This is a genomic window from Micromonospora sediminimaris, assembly GCF_016863575.1.
GTDB classification, from domain to species: Bacteria; Actinomycetota; Actinomycetes; order Mycobacteriales; family Micromonosporaceae; genus Micromonospora; species Micromonospora sediminimaris.
Genome location: NZ_BOPD01000014.1, coordinates 106006 through 123566, shown reverse-complemented (window position 1 = coordinate 123566; position 17561 = coordinate 106006). Strand labels below are relative to the sequence as shown.

The 17561-nt window shown below is 72.1% G+C and carries 14 protein-coding genes; 4 read left to right on the top strand and 10 right to left on the bottom strand.

Annotated elements, in window-relative coordinates:
* Nucleotides 1-6 precede the first annotated feature (6 nt).
* Complete coding sequence (locus Vse01_RS12720) at nucleotides 7-1794, top strand: metallophosphoesterase family protein (RefSeq protein WP_093404081.1); 1788 nt, start codon at nucleotides 7-9, stop codon at nucleotides 1792-1794.
* A gap of 95 nt (nucleotides 1795-1889) precedes the next feature.
* Here Vse01_RS12720 and Vse01_RS12715 read toward each other — a convergent pair whose 3' ends face one another.
* From Vse01_RS12715 to tmk, 6 genes are all read right to left on the bottom strand, one after another.
* Entirely contained in the window at nucleotides 1890-2750 is an 861-nt protein-coding gene (locus Vse01_RS12715; protein ID WP_093404080.1) for a PSP1 domain-containing protein, read from the bottom strand.
* 369 nt (nucleotides 2751-3119) lie between these two features.
* On the bottom strand, nucleotides 3120-3824 hold the full coding sequence (locus Vse01_RS12710) for a hypothetical protein (RefSeq protein ID WP_093404213.1): 705 nt from the start codon (nucleotides 3822-3824) through the stop codon (nucleotides 3120-3122).
* A complete protein-coding gene (locus Vse01_RS12705) occupies nucleotides 3824-4129 on the bottom strand; it encodes a hypothetical protein (RefSeq protein WP_093404079.1) in 306 nt (101 codons plus the stop codon). Before Vse01_RS12705 ends, Vse01_RS12710 begins: the two co-directional genes overlap by 1 nt.
* A gap of 1 nt (nucleotide 4130) precedes the next feature.
* On the bottom strand, nucleotides 4131-4460 hold the full coding sequence (locus Vse01_RS12700) for a YbaB/EbfC family nucleoid-associated protein (protein ID WP_093404078.1): 330 nt from the start codon (nucleotides 4458-4460) through the stop codon (nucleotides 4131-4133).
* A 177-nt stretch (nucleotides 4461-4637) separates the two neighbouring features.
* A complete protein-coding gene (locus tag Vse01_RS12695; RefSeq protein WP_093404077.1) occupies nucleotides 4638-5852 on the bottom strand; it encodes a DNA polymerase III subunit delta' in 1215 nt (404 codons plus the stop codon).
* Nucleotides 5852-8182 (bottom strand): dTMP kinase, encoded by a 2331-nt coding sequence (tmk, locus tag Vse01_RS12690; protein WP_373870667.1) that lies wholly within the window; start codon nucleotides 8180-8182, stop codon nucleotides 5852-5854. Before tmk ends, Vse01_RS12695 begins: the two co-directional genes overlap by 1 nt.
* A 148-nt stretch (nucleotides 8183-8330) precedes the next feature.
* Here tmk and Vse01_RS12685 point away from each other — a divergent pair, with 148 nt between their 5' ends.
* A complete protein-coding gene (locus tag Vse01_RS12685) occupies nucleotides 8331-9539 on the top strand; it encodes an amino acid deaminase/aldolase (RefSeq protein ID WP_093404076.1) in 1209 nt (402 codons plus the stop codon).
* A gap of 71 nt (nucleotides 9540-9610) precedes the next feature.
* Here the strand turns inward: Vse01_RS12685 and Vse01_RS12680 are convergent, their stop codons facing one another.
* Nucleotides 9611-10264: a TetR/AcrR family transcriptional regulator gene (locus tag Vse01_RS12680; RefSeq protein WP_093404075.1), complete on the bottom strand. Its 654-nt coding sequence runs from the start codon at nucleotides 10262-10264 to the stop codon at nucleotides 9611-9613.
* Between the two features lie 225 nt (nucleotides 10265-10489).
* Between Vse01_RS12680 and Vse01_RS12675 the strand changes: the two genes are divergently transcribed.
* Complete coding sequence (locus tag Vse01_RS12675; RefSeq protein ID WP_093404074.1) at nucleotides 10490-11806, top strand: D-arabinono-1,4-lactone oxidase; 1317 nt, start codon at nucleotides 10490-10492, stop codon at nucleotides 11804-11806.
* Nucleotides 11807-12157: 351 nt separating this feature from the next.
* A complete protein-coding gene (locus tag Vse01_RS12670; protein WP_232511221.1) occupies nucleotides 12158-13045 on the top strand; it encodes a DUF559 domain-containing protein in 888 nt (295 codons plus the stop codon).
* Between the two features lie 63 nt (nucleotides 13046-13108).
* On the opposite strand, the gene topA is transcribed toward Vse01_RS12670, so the two are convergent.
* From topA to Vse01_RS12655, 3 genes are all read right to left on the bottom strand, one after another.
* Nucleotides 13109-15925 (bottom strand): type I DNA topoisomerase, encoded by a 2817-nt coding sequence (gene topA / locus Vse01_RS12665; protein WP_093404073.1) that lies wholly within the window; start codon nucleotides 15923-15925, stop codon nucleotides 13109-13111.
* A gap of 301 nt (nucleotides 15926-16226) precedes the next feature.
* Nucleotides 16227-16994 carry a hypothetical protein gene (locus Vse01_RS12660; protein ID WP_093404072.1) on the bottom strand — a complete coding sequence of 256 codons (768 nt, stop codon included), beginning with the start codon at nucleotides 16992-16994 and terminating at the stop codon, nucleotides 16227-16229.
* A complete protein-coding gene (locus Vse01_RS12655) occupies nucleotides 16985-17527 on the bottom strand; it encodes a hypothetical protein (RefSeq protein WP_093404071.1) in 543 nt (180 codons plus the stop codon). The genes Vse01_RS12660 and Vse01_RS12655 overlap by 10 nt, the downstream gene beginning before the upstream one ends.
* Nucleotides 17528-17561 lie beyond the last annotated feature (34 nt).

Here is a 17561-nt window from a genome sequence, read left to right as displayed (position 1 = left end):
CGGCGAATGACCGACGATCACACCTCTCGCGACGAACCGGGCGATGTCGGGCCCTCGCCCGGCGATCGGATTCAGCCGCAGGGGCCGTACGCCGGGGAGGCCGCCGGAGGTCGGGCGGCGCGGCGACCCCGCAGCACCGATCCGCTGGAGCTGGGTTTCACGCCCCGCAAGCCGGTGCCGTGGCTCGCGCCGTTCCTGCTGATCAGCACCGGCCTGCGTACGCTGCTGGCGATGCTGTTCGGGGCCTACCTGGACAAGCGGGAGCTGCAGAAGGCGCTGGACGCGGAGATCTCCCGGCAGGTGGGGCCGGACGGAGGGCTCTGGCTCGACTACGTGGCCGACCTGGGTGACGGGTTCAACGCCACCTACTCGGTGGCCTACCTGCTCGCCCAGCGGGAGATCACCGTGGACGGGCACCGGCTGCCCCGCGCGCAGACCCTGGTGATGGGTGGCGACCAGGTCTACCCGTCGGCGGAGTACGCAGCGTACGAGGACCGGTGCAAGGGGCCGTACCAGGCGGCACTGCCGGCCACCCCGGCGGAGCAGCCGACGATCTTCGCGGTCCCCGGCAATCACGACTGGTACGACGGGCTGACCGCTTTCCTGCGGCTGTTCGTCCGTACCCGGGACCGGCACTTCGGCGGCTGGCGTACCGGCCAGTCCCGGTCGTACTTCGCCGCCGAACTGCCGGCGGACTGGTGGCTGCTCGGTCTCGACGACCAGTCCGGCTCGTACGTCGACGACCCGCAGCTCACCTACTTCGACGCGGTCGCGAAGCGGCTGGGGCCGCAGAGCCGGGTGATCCTGGCGGTGCCGGCTCCGGCCTGGGTGAAGGCCGTCGACCAGCCGACCGCGTACGACTCGATCGACTACTTCATCCGGACCATCGTCGCGCCCACCGGCGCCCAGGTCCGGCTGCTGATCTCCGGCGACCTGCACCACTACGCGCGGTACACCGGGCCGGACGGGCGGCAGCTGGTCACCTCCGGCAGCGGCGGCGCCTACCTGTACCCGACGCACAAGCTGCCCGAGCGCATCGAGGTGCCACCGCCCGACACCCTGGCCCGCCGGTCCAGCCCGTCGCAGGCGTACGAGTTGGCGGGCCGCTACCCCGACGCTGCCCGCTCCCGCCGGTACGGCTGGGGGATCTTCGCCCGGCTGCCGCGCCGCAACCCGGGCTTCTCGACGTTGCTGGGCGTGCTGCAAACCCTGCTGATGCTCTCCATGGCCGGCGTGACCGACTTCCGGTCCGAAGCCTCCGAGCAGCGGCTGTTCAGCGTGCCGTTGGTGCTGATGGTGCTGGTGACGGTGCTCGCGGCGGCGATGTTCGCGAAGCCGCCCAGTTCCAGCGGCAAGCGGCACGCCCGGCACTGGATCCTCGGCGTCGGGCACGGGTTGGCGCACGTCGGGTTGGCCGCCGTCGGCACCTGGGCCTGGCTCGCCCTGCCGTTCCACGACTGGTCCTGGCCGCTGCCGGCGGTAGCCGCGGCAGTGGTCTACCTGCCGGTGATCGGTCTGGTGGCCAGCCAACTTGTGGCCGCGTACCTGCTACTCGCGAGCGCGTTCGGGGTGAACGTCAATGAGCTTTTCGCCGGGCAGGGAATCGAGGACGCCAAGGGCTTCGTCAGGATGCGCATCGATCCGGGCGGCACCCTCACCCTCTACCCGATCGCCGTCGACCGGGTAGCCCGCGACTGGCAGGTCAACCCCGACCAGTCCTCCGACTCCTCCTGGCTGACTCCCATCACCCCCCTGACCCCCCGCCTAGCCGAACCCCCCGTAACCCTCACCTGACCACCCCGACCCGTCGAGGTGATCAAGAAGTTTGCGCCCTCCGCAGCGCCGTTCCAGGGCCAAAACTTCTTGATCACCGGGGTCTGGGGGCGGGGTCAGCGTGCCGGGGTCGCGGGGGGTGGGGTGTGGGTTTGGTCGTAGGCGCGGCGGGAGCCGCAGACGTCGGCGCGGGAGCACCTGGAGCGCGAGCCGTCGGCGTCCAGGCGGACGGTGACCGCGTCCCTCGGGACGCTGTGACCGACCACTCGACCCTCCCCCTCCGGCGTGGTGACGCGGGCGCCGATCGCCGGGGCGGATTCGGCGAAGTTGGCGTACAGGGGATGTTCGTACTTCAGGCAGCACATCAGCCGACCGCACGCGCCGGAGATGCGCAGCGGGTTGAGAGGAAGATCCTGGTCCTTGGCCATCCGGATGGTGACCGGCTCGAAGTCGTTGAGGAAGGTGGCGCAGCACAGATCCCGGCCGCAGGAGCCGATGCCACCCTGCACCCGTGCGGAATCGCGGGCTGACAGCTGGCGCAGCTCCACCCGGCAGTGCAGGGTCGCGCCGAGATCGCGGACCAGGGAGCGGAAGTCCACCCGGTGCGGGGCGGTGAAGTAGATGGTGCTGCGCTCACCGCCACCCTCACCGTTGCCGAGCACGTGGTCGACCGCCACCACCTTCATCGGCAGGCCGTGCTCGCGGATCAGCCGTTTGGCCGCGACCTTCGCCTCGGCCTTGCGCCGCCGCAGTTCCTCGTCGCGGCGCAGGTCCTCCTCCTGAGCGATCCCGGCCAGCCGGGGAAAACCCGCCGTGTCGTCGGTGACCCACTGCGCCGCCCACACGCACTCCGCCACCTCGGGGCCGTCGTCGGTGGGCACCAGCACCTTGTCGCCCACCTGCGGACTCAGGTCGCCGGGGTCGAGGTAGTAGAGACGCCCGTACCGCTGAAAGCTGACCGCGCAGAGCATGCCCATCCCCTCACCCTACGTCGCGCGGGCGGGAACGCGCCGGGTCGATCGGCGGCAGCGTTCCAGCAGAGCCCGCGCCGCCGGCACACCACGCAGCCATCCACGATTGTCGACTCGACCGACCCCCATCCCAACCACCGGTACGACGATGCCGCCCGGACGGCTGAAACCTGCGTCACGGGCGGGACAAGACCGACCCGAACGCGTTGAGTGGAGAGCAGACCTGCGGGGGGTGCAGGGAAGGTCACGGCGTCGCTGACGGGCCACTCGCAAGGGTGCCCGCGAGCGGCGCCGTGCACCCTGTGCACGCGCGAGCGCCGGCATCGGCGACGGTGTTGACGGACGCCCGACGACGACCGGATGGTCTCGCCGGCCTCACCAGCCGACGCGGGTCGTCCGACCGCCAGCCGGGCCGTTACCGGTGTCCGGGCGGAACCGCCCGCCCCCCGGCCGCCACGGCGACTCGGCGAGGCTCGGTGACCACTGCCGCAACAGGGTCTCCGCGCCGTCGTACGCGACGCAGAGCACCGCCAGCAGCCGGGCGCCGATCTCGGCGGCGGCCACCCCACCCGACCCGGACGCCCCGGAGCCCGCCGCCGTCCGGTGGACCGAGGTGGCGGCGACGACGGCTACCGCCTCGGCCGAGCCGATCGCCTCGGCCAGGGCCCGGGCCACGGCGAGCCGGCTGCCTTCCACCCAGTCGGCGAGCGCGTCGGCGTAGCCGGCGGTGGCTTCCAGCCGCCCGACCAGGCTCTCGGGGCCCTCGTCAAGGTGCCGCAGCAGGGCCGCCCGGGACTGGCCGTACGCCATGGCGGCCGAACCGGACCAGAGCAACGGGTCGGTCAGTGCGGCGCAGGCATGGTCGTAGCCGTGCACGTGCCGGCGGACGGCGTGCCCGGCGGTGGCCAGCGGCCCCGGCCGCAGGTCGAGGAAGCCACGCAGCGCGTCACCGGGCAGCACCTGCATCCGGCGCAGCAGCGGCCAGACCCGGTGCCCCTCGGGAGCACCCGCCGCGAGCAGCGTGTCCACCCGCCCCAGCAGGTCAAGGCCGGGCTCGGCGAGCCGGTCGAGGAAATCCATCACGCCTCACCGGCGAGCCGGCGGGAGACGGCGGAATCGATGTCGGAGTAGCGGTCGGCGGCCTCGCGCAGCGCGGCGGCCACGGACGCCACCTGCGCGGCAGCGGTGTGCGCCTCCCGGGCCCGATCACCGGTGGCGGCCACCCACTGCCTGTGCAACGCCCGACCGATCTCGCCCGGTCGGCCGGGCGCGTCGGCGCCGAACGCCACCTGCGCCGGGTCTCCGGCGGTGACCGATCGGGAGAGCGCGGTAAGCGTGGCGCTGGCCTCGTCGAGGCGGCCAGCCAGGATGCGAAGGCTGTCCATCTCAGGCCCCCGTGAGCGGTCGGTAGGCGGTGAAGGTCTCGTTGTGCAGCTTTTCCCTCGCCCACTCGGCAGCGTCGGCGGCGGCGGTGACCGCGGCCCGCACCGAGTCGGCGACGTCACGCGGTGCCCGGGTGTGCAGGGGGCCGAGGAAGCGCACGTCGGTGATCCGGCCGCCGGCGGTGACCACCACCTCGACCAGGCCGTCCGGTGAGCGGACGGTGACTTCGACCGTCGCCACGGCCTGGTCGAACTCGGCCTGGAGGGACTCGATGCGGCGGTAGCGCCGGACCGCCTCCTCGATCCACGCCTCGTCGATCTCACCCCGCGGCATCGCCGGACTCCTCCCGGTTTCATCACTGTGCGTGCCGCCACCGTCACCGCGGCACACCGGACCGTACCGCACGTGAATTGCGCCTGTCGATGCCTGTGGACAACGGTCCAGCCACGGGCTGGCCGGGGGCGCGAGGGCACGGCCGTTCGCCGAGGTGTTGCGCCGGACCGGCGGCGGTCAGCCCTTCCAGAGGGCGAGCATCATCGCCTCGACGGCGATCCGGGGCTTGACGTTGGCCTCGATCGCGGCGCGACAGGTGAGCACCGCCTCCAGGCGCCGCAGCGCCCCCTCCGCCTGCCAGCTACGAGCGCCCGCCTCGGCCAGCTCGGCGGTGTCGGAGTGCACCGGCGACACCGGCGCACCCAGCGCCATGGTCAACGCGTCGCGGTAGAAGGCGGCGAGGTCCACCAGAGCCCGGTCCAGCGCGTCCCGCTGGGCCCGGGTCGCCCGTGACTTCTGGCGTCGTTCCAGATCCTTCAGTTGCCCGGCGGCTCCTCGGGCGGCACCGGCCGCACCTCGACCGGTGCCGCCAGCGCCGAGTGCCGTCTCCAGCGCCGCGCGCTCCGCGGTATCGATCTCCGCGACCGACGCCTCGGCCTCCGCCTCGGCGGCCTCGATCAGCGCGGACGCCGCGTCGAAGGCGGCACCCACCCCGGTGAGCCGACGCGGCACCGCGAGCACCGCCTCCCGCCGGGCCCGAGCCTGCGGATCACGCGCCAGCCGGCGGGCCCGCCCCACATGGCCCTGGGTGGCGGCCGCCGTCCAGCGCGCCACGTCGGGGGCGATCCCGTCCCGGCGGACGAGTACGTCGGCCACCGCCTCGGCCGCCGGCTGCCGCAACGGCACCACCCGGCACCGCGACCGGATGGTCACCGAGATGTCGTCCGGGTGGGTGGACGGCGTGCAGAGCAGGAAGACCGTACGCGGCGGCGGCTCCTCCACCGCCTTGAGCAGTGCGTTGCCGGCAGCCTCGGTCAACCGGTCGGCGTCTTCGATGATGACGACCTGCCAGCGCCCACCGGACGGCGTACTGGCCGCGCGGAGCACCAGGGCCCGCATCTCGTTCACCCCGATGGAGAGCCCATCGGGCACCACCAGCCGGACGTCGGCGTGGGTGCCGGCGAGGGTGGTGTGGCAGCCGGGGCACTCGCCGCAGCCGGTGCCGTGCACGCACTGCAACGCGGCGGCGAAGGCCCGTGCCGCGACCGACCGGCCCGAGCCGGGCGGTCCGGTGAAGATCCAGGCGTGGGTCATCCCCCCGCCCGGGTCAGCGCCGACGGCCGCCTCGGGTTCGCCGGTTTCGCGCAGCGCGGCGGCGGCGGCCGAGGCAGCCCGGCGCAGCGTCTGCACCGCCTCGTCCTGCCCGACCAGGTCGGCGAAGGCGTCCGGCATCAGGTCCGCTCCGTCGTCACCAGCTCCGACGGGGATAACTCGGGCTGCACCGAGGTGTCCGGACCGTGCGCCCGACCCGGGTGGTCGATCCCGTCGGCGCTGCCGAGCAGTTCCTCCACCCGGCGGGCGACCCGCTCGGCGATCTCCTCGACCGAGCGGGCGGCGTCGAGGACCAGGTAACGCTTCGGGTCGGCGGCAGCGAGATCGAGGAAGGCGTACCGGACCCGGTCGTGGAAGGTGATCGACTCGGCCTCCAGGCGGTCGGCGCTCTCCGCGCGCGCCGCGACCCGGGACAGCCCGGTACGCGGGTCGACGTCGAGCAGCACCACCAGATCGGGCTTGAGCCCGCCGGTGGCCCAGGAGGAGAGCCAGGACACCTCGTCGACCGGCAGCGTCCGGCCGGCACCCTGGTAGGCCAGGGACGAGTCGACGTACCGGTCGCTGATCACGACCGCGCCCCGGGTCAGCGCGGGCCGGACCACGGTGGCCACATGATGCGCCCGGTCGGCGGCGTATAGCAGCGCCTCGGCGCGCGGGGAGGGCGCCTCGTCGGGCGTGGTGTCCAGCACCAGTGACCTGATCCGGGCACCGACGCCGGTGGCGCCCGGTTCCCGGGTGACAACCACGTCCCGTCCCTGGCCGCGCAGCAGCTCAGCCAGCTTGCCGAGCTGGGTCGACTTGCCGGCGCCCTCGCCGCCCTCGAACACCACGAAGAGTCCGGCCGAGACGAACGGCTCGGCTGGCATCAGCGGACGGCCCCGGATCGACCCCCACAGGTCGGCCAGGACCGGCACGCCCTTCTTGTCGTCCATCTGCCCGAAGGCGCTGATCCCGGCGAAGATGCCGGCCGCGCCGGCAGCGAGCAGCAGCAGGCGGGTGGAGGAGACGGAGATGCCGAGGTCGGCGATGGTAAGCGTGCGGGAGCCACCGACACCGGCCAGCAGGCTCCCGAGCGCGATCGCCAGGATCAGCACGAGCCGGGTACCGATCTGCACGACGGCGAAGACCCGGCCGCGTACCTCGTCGGCGACCTCGCCGCCGAGCAGGGTGGTGCCGGAGAGGAAGGCCATTCCGGCGCCGGCCCCGACGAAGACCGCACCGACCAGCGCCATGGACAGGTGGATGGCGAAGGCCAGCGTCATCACCGAGGCGCTGGCCAGCACGATGCTCATGCCGAACCAGCGACGTCGGGACATCTCCCGCACGATCATCGGCCCGAGCCCGATACCGATCGCCAGGCCGATGAAGATCGCGCCGAACAGCAGGTAGAACGCGGCGTCACCGGCACCGAGCGAGTCGGCGAAGAACCGGGCCGTGCCGATGACGATGCCGCCGCCGGCGAAGGCACCGAGGATGCCGAGGACCAGTCCGCGCACCAGCGGGGTCTGCCCGATGAACCGCCAGCCCTCGGTGAACTGGCGCATCATGCTCTGCTCGGTGCGCTCCCGTTCGTCGGTCTGCCCCTGGCTGATCTCCTTGATGCCGAAGGCCACCACGACGGCGGTGGCGAGCCGGGAGAACGCGTTGAACCAGAGCGCGAGTTGGGCCGGCTGGGCCCAGTCCGGCATCTCGCCGCCGGTGGCACCCCGGATGATGCCGTCGAGCGACGAGAGCACGATCGCGGCGAAGACCGGGGTCAGGCCGTACGTGGTGATCAGGGTGAGCTGGTTGGCCGTCTCCAGCCGGGCCCGCGGGATGAGGTTCGGTACCGCGGCTTCCTTGGCCGGGATCCAGAGCAGGGTGACCGTCTCGATCAGGAAGGTGGCGATCGCCGCCCAACTGACCACCCGCGCGCCGCTGGCGCCGGTCAGCGCGTAGAGCGGGATGGAGGCGAAGAGCACGAACCGCAGCAGGTCGCAGATGACCATCGTCCAGCGTCGGTCGAACCGGTCGGCGAGCACTCCGGCGACCGGGCCGAGCAGCAGGGCGGGCAGCAGCCGGATAGCGATCACGCCACCGAAGGCCGCGCCCTTCGCGGTGCTCCCCTCCACCTGGGCGGCGGCGAAGACGCTTGTGGCGAGCAGGCCGAGCCAGTCACCGAAGGAGGCTGCGCCGAGCACGATCCAGAGCCGCCGGAACGGCCGGATGCGCAGCACCGAGCGGATCGCGCCGTACCCGGTCAGGTCGGGTTGGCCGCCGGGGCCGCCCGACGGGCTCTGCGTCCCCGCCTTGCCGGACTGGTTCGTGGCACCGCCGGACTGGCCGGTCGCGCCGGTGGGCTGCCCGGCTGTGCCGGCAGGTTGGTCCGTGGACGGCGACACGCCGGACGACTCGCCGTTGAACTCGCTTTCGATGGCCGTACCTCCACGTGCCGGCCCATCGCTGGGCACCCCCGGTGGAACACTCTAGACCCGGCAAGGACGTCCTCCCGTCCTGCACCGCCTGCTCGCCGAGCCTAGGCCGCCGTGGCCAGCCCGACCCGGGCAACGCGGACGCGAGGGTATTTCGCATTCACCGTTTCACAGTTAGCGTGCACACGTGGCTACCGACAGCGAGAATCTGCGCCACCGGCTGGACCGGGCGACCGCGCACCTCGACCCGCCGTACGCGGTGGTCGACCTCGGCGCCTTCGACGCCAACGCCGCCGCCCTCGTCGACCTGGCCGGCGGCAAGCCGCTGCGGGTCGCCAGCAAATCGGTGCGCAGCCGTGACCTGATCGCCCGCACGCTGGCCGGGCCGGGCTGGCACGCGGTGATGGCGTTCACCCTGCCCGAGGCGATCTGGCTGGTCCGCACCGGGATCAGCGCCGACGTGCTGGTGGCGTACCCCACCGCCGACCGAGGCGCGCTAACCGAACTCGGTGCCGATCCGGTGCTGGCCGCCGCGATCACCCTGATGGTCGACGACCCGGACCAACTGGACTTCTGTGACGCGGTGTCGCCCCCGGGGCGCCGGTCCGAGCTGCGCATCTGCCTGGACCTGGACGCCTCGTGGCGGCTGCTCGGCGGGCGGCTGCACGTCGGCGTCCGCCGGTCACCCGTGCACAGCGCCCGGGCGGCCGGCCGGTTGGCCGCCACCGTCGCCGGCCGCCCGGGCTTCCGCCTGGTCGGGCTGATGTCGTACGAGGCGCAGATCGCCGGCCTGGGCGACGCACCGCCCGGGCGGGCGGCGCTCGGCACCGCGATCCGGTTGGCCCAACGCGGTTCGTACCGGGAGCTGCTGGTCCGCCGGAGCGCGGCGGTGGCCGCCGTACGCGAGCACGCCGACCTGGAGTTCGTCAATGGCGGCGGCACCGGCAGCGTGGCCGCGACCCGCGCCGATCCCGCGGTGACCGAGATCACCGCGGGATCGGGCCTGTACGGGCCGACGCTGTTCGACGCCTACCGCGCCTGGCGCCCCACCCCGGCGGCCTTCTTCGCCTGCGGGGTGGTCCGGCGCCCGACGCCCGACCTGGCCACCGTGCTGGGCGGTGGCTGGATCGCCTCCGGCTCGGCCGACCGCAGCCGGCTGCCCCGCCCGTGGTTGCCCGCCGGGCTCAGCCTGCTCGGCGCCGAAGGTGCCGGCGAGGTGCAGACCCCGCTGACCGGCGCGCCCGCCGCCCACCTGCGCGTCGGCGACCGGGTCTGGTTCCGGCACGCGAAGTCGGGCGAACTGTGTGAACGGGTGAACGAGCTGCACCTGGTGGACGGCGACCAGGTGGTGGCGACGGTGCCGACCTACCGGGGCGAGGGTCGAGCCTTTCTCTGACCGTCTGGCCGGTGGCCGTCTCGGCCCGGCTTGGCCGGCCCAGGTGGGTCGGTGTCAGGCGCGGGTCGGTGTCAGGCGGGTTGGGCCGCCGGCTGCGCGGGCTCGGTGTCGGCGACGATCTGGTCGTCGGCCGGCTTCGCCGGCTGCACCACCGACCGACGACCGGCGTCACCCCGGGCGTTGACCTGCCGGTGCAGGTACTCCCGGATCAGCGCCTTCGCCTCGGTCAACACCCGATCGTCCCCGTCCGGCTTGCGCCGGAACGCCAGCTTGATCAGGGCGTCGGCCGCCTCCACCGCGATCTCCAGGTGGAAACGCAGGTCCGGCACGTCGGCCAGCCCGAATCGCTCGGTGAGCACCCGAGCCAGCTGGTCGGCGATCACCCCGTTGTTGTCCCGCTGCTCATCGAGCAGATGCAGGTCGACCACGTCGCCGAAGTGCAGGGTACGGAACCCGGGAACGGTGCGGTGCATCGTGATGTATTCATCGATCCCCGCGTCGACCCCGTCCCACCAGTGGGTCAGGTCGTCCGAGGCGAAGCGTTCATCGAGCCGCTGGAGGTAGGACTCCATCGTGCGCAGCGTCAGCGCCTGCACGATCGCCCGCTTGTCCGGAAAGAACTGGTAGACCGACCCGATCGCCACCTCGGCCCGCTCGGCGAGCAGGGTGGTGGTCAGCCCCTCGTACCCCACCTCGTCGACGAGTTCGGCGCAGGCGTCCAGCATCCGCTGGACCCGCGCGACACTACGACCCTGCACTGGTACTCGACGCAGTGGCCCGGTCGTGGCGGCTGAAGTGGACACTCGCCACCCCCCTCTCGACGGATGAACATATCTGCACGTCACGAGTCCGTGACTACCGGTACAACGAGCGGACCTCGATTGCGGTGTTTACCAGGGACAACGTTCCTGATATGAATTCGGTTCATATTCACCTTGAGGAGCGGGCCCATGGCCGAGAGCACCGCCACCAGGACCGCCGCCTGGTCGAACTGGGCAGGCAACCAACGCGGCGTGGCCACCGCCGTACTACGGCCGTCCTCGGTTGACGAGGCCGCCGAGCAGATCCGACGTGCCGCCGAAACCGGTGAGCGGATCCGCCCGGTCGGCAGCGGCCACTCCTTCACCCCCGTCGCGGTCAGCGACGGGCAGCGGATGGACCTGACCCGACTCGCCATCGACGTACGTGTGGACGTCGATCGACGCCTCGTCACCGTACCGGCCGCGATGACGCTACGGGAGGTGAATGCGCTACTCGCCGGCCACCGACTGGCGCTGCCCAACCTCGGTGACATCGACGCGCAGACCGTGGCCGGCGCCATCTCCACCGGCACCCACGGCACGGGTGCGACCCACGGCGGCCTGGCCACCTTCGTCGAGGCGTTGACCCTGCTCACCGCAACCGGGGAGGTGCTGCGCTGTTCCGCCGAGGAGCACCCGGAGGTGTTCGACGCCGCCCGGGTCGCGCTCGGCTCGCTCGGCGTACTGGTCGAGGTGACGCTGCGCTGTGTGGACGCCTTCGTCCTGCTGGCTCACGAACGGCCGGCATCGCTGGGTGCGGTGCTGGCGCAACTGCCCGACCTGGTCGACGCGCACGATCACCTGGAGTTCTTCTGGTTCCCCTACACCGACCGGGTGCAGCTCAAGACCAACGACCGGGTACCCATCGACGACCGCCCGCTGTCCCGCTGGCGCGGTTGGTTGGACGACGACTTCCTGGCCAACACCGTCTTTGCCGGAGCCTGCCGGCTCGGCCGCGCCGTGCCGGGCGTGGCGCCGGGCATCAGCGCGATCTCCGCGCGGGCGCTCAGCGAGCGCCGCTACACCGGTCGCTCCGACGCCGTCTTCTGCAGCCCACGCCGGGTCCGCTTCCTGGAGATGGAGTACGCGCTGCCACGCGAGGCGCTGGCCGAGGCGCTGGCGGCGGTGCGCGGCATCATCGACGGGTTGCCGTTCAAGGTGCTCTTCCCGGTCGAGGTTCGCTTCAGCGCGGGTGACGGCATCTGGTTGTCACCCGCCTACGGCCGTGATTCGGCGTACCTCGCCCTGCACCAGTACATCGGCATGCCGTACGAGCCGTACTTCCGGGCCTTCGAGGAGGTGGCGACCGGGCTGGGCGGCCGACCGCACTGGGGCAAGCTGCACTGGCGCGACGCCGCCTCGCTCGCCACCGCCTATCCCCGCTGGCCCGACTTCCAGCGCATCCGCGCCCACCTCGACCCCCACCGCACCTTCACCACCCCCTACCTCACCAGCCTCCTCGGCTGAACCCACCCCGGATCTTGGTCCGAATCCGCCCCCCTGAGGGGCGTTCTCGGACCAAGATCTGCCGGCTATCCACAGGGGCAGCGCGGGGAGAAGGTGCCCGGGCAGGGTGGTCGCATGGGAAGTCGGGGTGCGGGACCAGTGGAGGGGCCATCCGTTCAAGGCGGATCAGCGGGGCACGGGGTGGGACCGGGGCACCGACGAGATGAGCGAGCGGTCCAGCGGGCACACCAACGCCGGCGTGGACGGAATCCGAGGGCTGGCTGGCGAGACGGTTGGGTCCGTGACCCGAGGGCGGCGTTCCGCAGCCGGGGGTCAGGGCTTCCGAGGGACGACGCGGATGAGCTGACCTGGTTGCTGTTCCATCAGGAGCAGGTGCTCAGCCTCGATCAGGCCCGCCGGCACCTGTCACCGAAGGCCATCCGGCACCGGGTCACGTCCGGTCGTTGGCGGCAGGTGCATCGAGCCGTTTACGTGACGCACAACGGTCCTTTGACACCTACGCAACTGCCGTGGATCGCCGTTCTGTCCGCCGGCCCGGCGGCGATGCTCGGTGGGTTGAGCGCCGCCCTGGCGTGGGGCCTGCGCAGACATGACGACGGATTCGTGCACCTGCTCATACCGGCCGGGCACCGGCCGCGTGCGATGCCACCCGGTGTCCGGGTGCACCGCACCACCATTCTGGCCGACGAGGACGTTCTCCACGTCGGGCAACCGCGTCGGACTATGCCGGCTCGGTCGATCGTGGACGCAGCGCAATGGGCGGCCGATGACCATGAGGCGTGTGCCATCATCGCGGCCGGATTTCAGCAGCGCCTCGTTGGCGGCGACGATGTCCAGCGCGTACTCGATCGCCTGCCCCGCGCCCGACGGCGCAGCCTGATCCGGCGGACGGCCGTCGACGCGGCCGGTGGCGCTCACTCCCTGCCGGAGTTGGAGTTCCTCGCCCTCGTCCGGCGCGCCGGGTTGCCCGAGCCGACCCGGCAGGCGGTCCGGCGGGATGCCGCCGGCCGGCGCCGCTACCTGGACGCGCTGTTCGAGGAGTGGGGAGTGCTCGTGGAGATCGACGGCGGCCAGCATCTCCATCCGGCCGCGGCGTGGGCGGACATGCGCCGGCAGAACGACCTGTGGCAGCGCGGCGACCGGGTGCTCCGCTTCCCGGCCTGGGCCATCCGCCAAGCGCCCACCCAGGTCATCACCCAACTCCGCACCGCCCTGACAGCGGCGGGTTGGCACCCCTGACGACGCCGATCTTGGTCCGCGAGCGCCCCTCAGGGGGCGGTTTCGGACCATGATCCGGCGAGGTCAGTCGGTGGTGCGGGCCTTGGCCGGGGTGGACTTGGCGGCGGGGGTCTTCTTTGCCGTGGCCTTGGTGGCGGTGGTCTTCGTGGCCTTGGTGGCGGTGGACTTGGTCGCCTTCTTCGCCGTCGCCTTCTTGGCCGGGGCCTTCTTCGCGGCGGCCTTCTTCTTCGGGGCCGGACCCTTTGCCCGCTTCTCGGCGAGCATCTCGGAGGCCTCCTCAAGGCTCAACGCCTCGGGGGTCTGGCCGCGTCGCAATGAGGCGTTGGTCTCCCCGTCGGTGACGTACGGGCCGAACCGACCGTCCTTGATGACCAGGGGCTTCTCGGTCAGCGGGTCGTTGCCCATCTCCCGCAGCGGCGGGGCGGCGGCCCGCCGCTGGCGGGTCTTCGGTGCGGCCAGCAACGCCAGGGCCTCGTCCAGCGTGACGGTGAACATCTTGTCTTCCGAGTCCAGCGAGCGGAACTCGTCACCACGCTTGACGTACGGGCCGTAGCGGCCGTTGTTGGCGAACACCTCCGCGCCATCCGGGCCGACCCCGACCAGCCGGGGCAGGCTGAGCAGCTTGAGTGCCTGATCGAGGGTGAGCGAGTCGGGCGACTGGGAGCGCAGCAGTGAGGACTTGCGCTCGCCGCTGGCCACGTACGGACCGAACCGGCCGGACTTGAGCAGGATCGGCTCGCCGGTCGCCGGGTCGTCGCCCAGCTTGCGTTCGCCCCCGCCGCCGAGGAACAGCTCGTGCACCTTCTCCGGCGTCAGTTCGTCCGGCGCGAGCCCTTCCGGGATCGGCGCCCGGTCGCCCGGGGTGGTCGCCTCCTCGCCCTCCGCGGCGGGCGTCTGCTCCTCGCCGGGCACCGAGCGTTGCAGGTACGGCCCGTACCGGCCGACCCGCACCACCACCTCACGTCCGTCGTCGTCGGTGAACAGCGGAATCGAGTTGACGCTGCGCGCGTCGATCTCGCTGAGGTTCTCGGTGACCAGCTTCTTCAGCCCGCCCGCGTGCGCGATGGCCTGGTCGCCGGTGCCGTTGCTGCTGCCGAAGTAGAAGGCGGTGAGGAAATCGACGGCGGCGTGATCGCCACCGGCGATCTCGTCCAGCTCGTTCTCCATGCTGGCGGTGAAGTCGTAGTCGATCAGACGCGGGTAGTGCCGCTCCATCAGCCCGATCACCGCGAAGGCCAGGAACGACGGGATCATCGCCTGGCCGCGCTTGAAGACGTACCCGCGGTCCTGGATCGTCTGCATGATCGACGCGTACGTCGACGGGCGGCCGATGCCCAGCTCCTCCAGGGCCTTCACCAGCGACGCCTCGGTGTAGCGGGCCGGCGGCTGGGTGTGGTGTCCCTGCGCGGCCAGTTGGTCGGCGGTCAGCGGCTGGTCCTTGACCAGGTTCGGCAGCCGACGCTCGGCGTCCTCGGCCTCGGCGTTCTCGTCGTCGCTGGACTCGACGTACGCCCGCAGGAAGCCCGGGTCGGTGATGGTCTTGCCGGTGGCGCCGAAATCGGCCTCCTCGCCGCCGGAGGTGGTCGCCCGGATCCGCACCGAGACGCTGGAGCCGACGGCGTCGGTCATCTGCGAGGCGATGGTGCGCCGCCAGATCAGCTCGTAGAGCTTGAACTCCTCGGCCGACAACTCCTTGGCCACATCGCCCGGGGTGCGGAAGTTGTCCCCCGCCGGGCGGATCGCCTCGTGGGCCTCCTGCGCGTTCTTCACCTTGCCGGTGTAGCGACGCGGCTCCGGCGGCACGCTGCGCTCGCCGTACAGCTCGACGATCTGCCGGCGGGCCGCGGCGATGGCGGTGTCCGACAGGTTCACCGAGTCGGTACGCATGTAGGTGATGTAGCCGTTCTCGTAGAGCCGCTGCGCGGTGCGCATCGTCTGCTGCGACGAGAACCGCAACTTCCGGGCCGCCTCCTGCTGGAGCGTGGAGGTGATGAAGGGGGCGTACGGGCGGCGTCGGTACGGCTTCTCCTCGACCCGGGTGACGGCGAACGGCCGCCCCTCCAGGCGGGCGGCGAGCCCTCGGGCGCCGCCCTCGTCGAGGTGGACCACACCGGCACCGGGCCGGACCCGGCCGGTGGTCGGCTCGAAGTCCTTGCCGGTGGCGATCCGGTCGCCGTTCAGCGCGACCAGGGTGGCGTTGAAGCTGCGCGGCCCCTCGCCCGGGTTGGTCACGGCGAGCGTGGCCAGGATGTCCCAGTACTCGGCGGTGCGGAAGGCCATCCGCTGCCGTTCCCGCTCGACCACGATCCGGGTGGCCACGGACTGCACCCGGCCCGCCGAGAGCTTCGGCATGACCTTCTTCCACAGCACCGGGGAGACCTCGTAGCCGTAGAGCCGGTCGAGGATGCGCCGGGCCTCCTGGGCGTCGACCAGATCCCGGTCGATCTCCCGGGGGTTGGCCACCGCCGCCTGGATCGCCGGCTTGGTGATCTCGTGGAACACCATCCGCCGGACCGGCACCTTGGGCTTGAGCGTCTCCACCAGGTGCCAGGCGATCGCCTCGCCCTCGCGGTCCTCGTCCGTGGCCAGGAAGATCTCGTCGACCTCCTTGGCCAGCTTGGTCAGCTTGCTGATCTGCTGCTTGCGGTCGGCGGAGACGACGTAGAGGGCGTGGAAGCCGTTGTCGACGTCGACGCCGAGCCGCGCCCACGACTCGCCCTTGTAGCGGGCTGGCACGTCGGCGGCGTTGCGGGGCAGGTCACGGACGTGCCCGAAGCTGGCCTCCACGACATACCCCGGGCCCAGATAGCCCGAGATCGTCTTGGCCTTCGCCGGAGACTCGACGATGACCAGACGGGTGGTTCCAGCGTTGCTCGGCACGTCTGTTTCGACCTCATTCCCACTCAATGGCCGCGCCTGGCCGGCTTGGGGCGCACTCGGCCCACCGGTGCCCGGCGGTCCGGATGTCCAACGTAACGCGCCGTCCGTGTTTCGGGTTTCGCGGGCGACAATCCGCCCCGGACGATCCGTGGTCACGCCAGACGGCGTCACCGTACACCCTGGGTAGGGTGACGAGCGGGCCGCTGTGACCATGGCAGCCCCTCAGTGGAGGTCAAACCCGGCCGATTCTCCCTGTGTTCCCCGACACCTGGCTGTCTCCGATCGGACAGCCGCCCGACCGTCAGGCCCGGGTCGGCCAGGCCGACGGCGGGCTCGCGGGCGGGCGCTCACCGACCAGCTCGGCCAGCCGCTGCGTCCCGCGACGGCCCGCGATCCGGTACGCGGGGCCGCCCGGTCCGGCCTCGACCAGCTCACCGGTCAGCCCGGCCGTGGCCAGGGCCGCACCGACCGCAGCCCACCGCGTCGGGTCACTACCGCCGAGGTGGAGCAGAAAATCGGGCGGATCGGCCACGCCAGCCGCGGCGAGCCAGAGACGCAGCCGCCGGCCATCGAGCTGGAACCCGGGCGGCGGATGCTGCGTCGGGCCGCGCAGCCAGGCCGCCGCGAGCGGCACGATCGTCCGGGTGTACGCGGTCCGCACCGCGTAACGCTGGTCCTCGGTGGGTGCCCAACTGCTCCGGACACCCCGCTGGGCCAGCTCAGCGATGAGCACGTGCACCCGCCACGCCGCCTCCACCACCACCGACAACCGGGCCGTGCCGCCCATCCGGTGCACCTCGCCCGGGCCGGCGAGCAGCCCGGCCAGGTCGGCCACGGAGGGCTCACCGGTCTCCGCGCCGAAGAAGACAAGTTGCCGATCGGCACCGGTGACACCGCCCGGCACCGGTGTCGGCCGGTCCGCAGCGTCGTCGTCGGCCGGCGGGTCGACGGGGGCGGGTCGACGGCCGGTCGGCCGACGACGGCGGACCGGTGAGGTCTCGTCGGGCGGTGGGAAGGACACCGGCAGCGGTTGCGCCGCCGGTGTCTCGCCGGAACCGCTCAGCGGCATTCGGGTACCTCGTCGAAGGCGCGCTTCAACTCCTCGGAGTCGAGCCGGCTGGTGTCCAGCGCGCTCGCGTCGTACTCCTGCTGGAGGGTTTCCACGGCGGCCTGGACACCTTCGTAGAAGGTGCTGGCCTCACCGGTGCCCAGGCCGTCGATGGTGGTCCGGGCCCGGCCGTAGGCGTCCCGCATCGACGCGAGCGAGGCGCGGAAGCCGGCGGAGACCTCCTCGCCATGCTCGACCTCGGGCACTCCGGCCTGCTCCACCTTGCGTCGGGCGGTCTCGCTGGCCTGCTCGGCGCCACCGAAGAGCCGGACCAGGTTCTCCTTGGCCTGCGCCGGGGTGGTCTGCGCGGTCATCTGCTGGTCGGTGCTGTTGGTCAGCTTGCTGATCTCGGCCCGCCAGGGAGTGAGCGCCGAACAGACCGAGGCGGCCCAGGCCCGCGGACTGGGGCCATCGGAGCCGCAGGCGACCAACATCATCAGCGTGGCCAGGACCACCGTGAACTTTCCGGCGGCTGCCGCCCGGCACGTACGCATGCGTTGCAGCGTACGGCTTCTCTCCCCGGTCGGC

Coding starts and splice junctions, on each gene's coding strand:
- Vse01_RS12700 (WP_093404078.1), bottom strand. CDS start 4,460: ATGCCGCGGGGTGAGATCGACGAGGCGTGGATCGAGGAGGCGGTCCGG.
- Vse01_RS12720 (WP_093404081.1), top strand. CDS start 7: ATGACCGACGATCACACCTCTCGCGACGAACCGGGCGATGTCGGGCCC.
- Vse01_RS12675 (WP_093404074.1), top strand. CDS start 10,490: ATGGCCGAGAGCACCGCCACCAGGACCGCCGCCTGGTCGAACTGGGCA.
- Vse01_RS12705 (WP_093404079.1), bottom strand. CDS start 4,129: ATGGACAGCCTTCGCATCCTGGCTGGCCGCCTCGACGAGGCCAGCGCC.
- Vse01_RS12715 (WP_093404080.1), bottom strand. CDS start 2,750: ATGGGCATGCTCTGCGCGGTCAGCTTTCAGCGGTACGGGCGTCTCTAC.
- Vse01_RS12710 (WP_093404213.1), bottom strand. CDS start 3,824: ATGGATTTCCTCGACCGGCTCGCCGAGCCCGGCCTTGACCTGCTGGGG.
- Vse01_RS12655 (WP_093404071.1), bottom strand. CDS start 17,527: ATGCGTACGTGCCGGGCGGCAGCCGCCGGAAAGTTCACGGTGGTCCTG.
- Vse01_RS12695 (WP_093404077.1), bottom strand. CDS start 5,852: ATGCCGGACGCCTTCGCCGACCTGGTCGGGCAGGACGAGGCGGTGCAG.
- Vse01_RS12660 (WP_093404072.1), bottom strand. CDS start 16,994: ATGCCGCTGAGCGGTTCCGGCGAGACACCGGCGGCGCAACCGCTGCCG.
- Vse01_RS12680 (WP_093404075.1), bottom strand. CDS start 10,264: ATGCTGGACGCCTGCGCCGAACTCGTCGACGAGGTGGGGTACGAGGGG.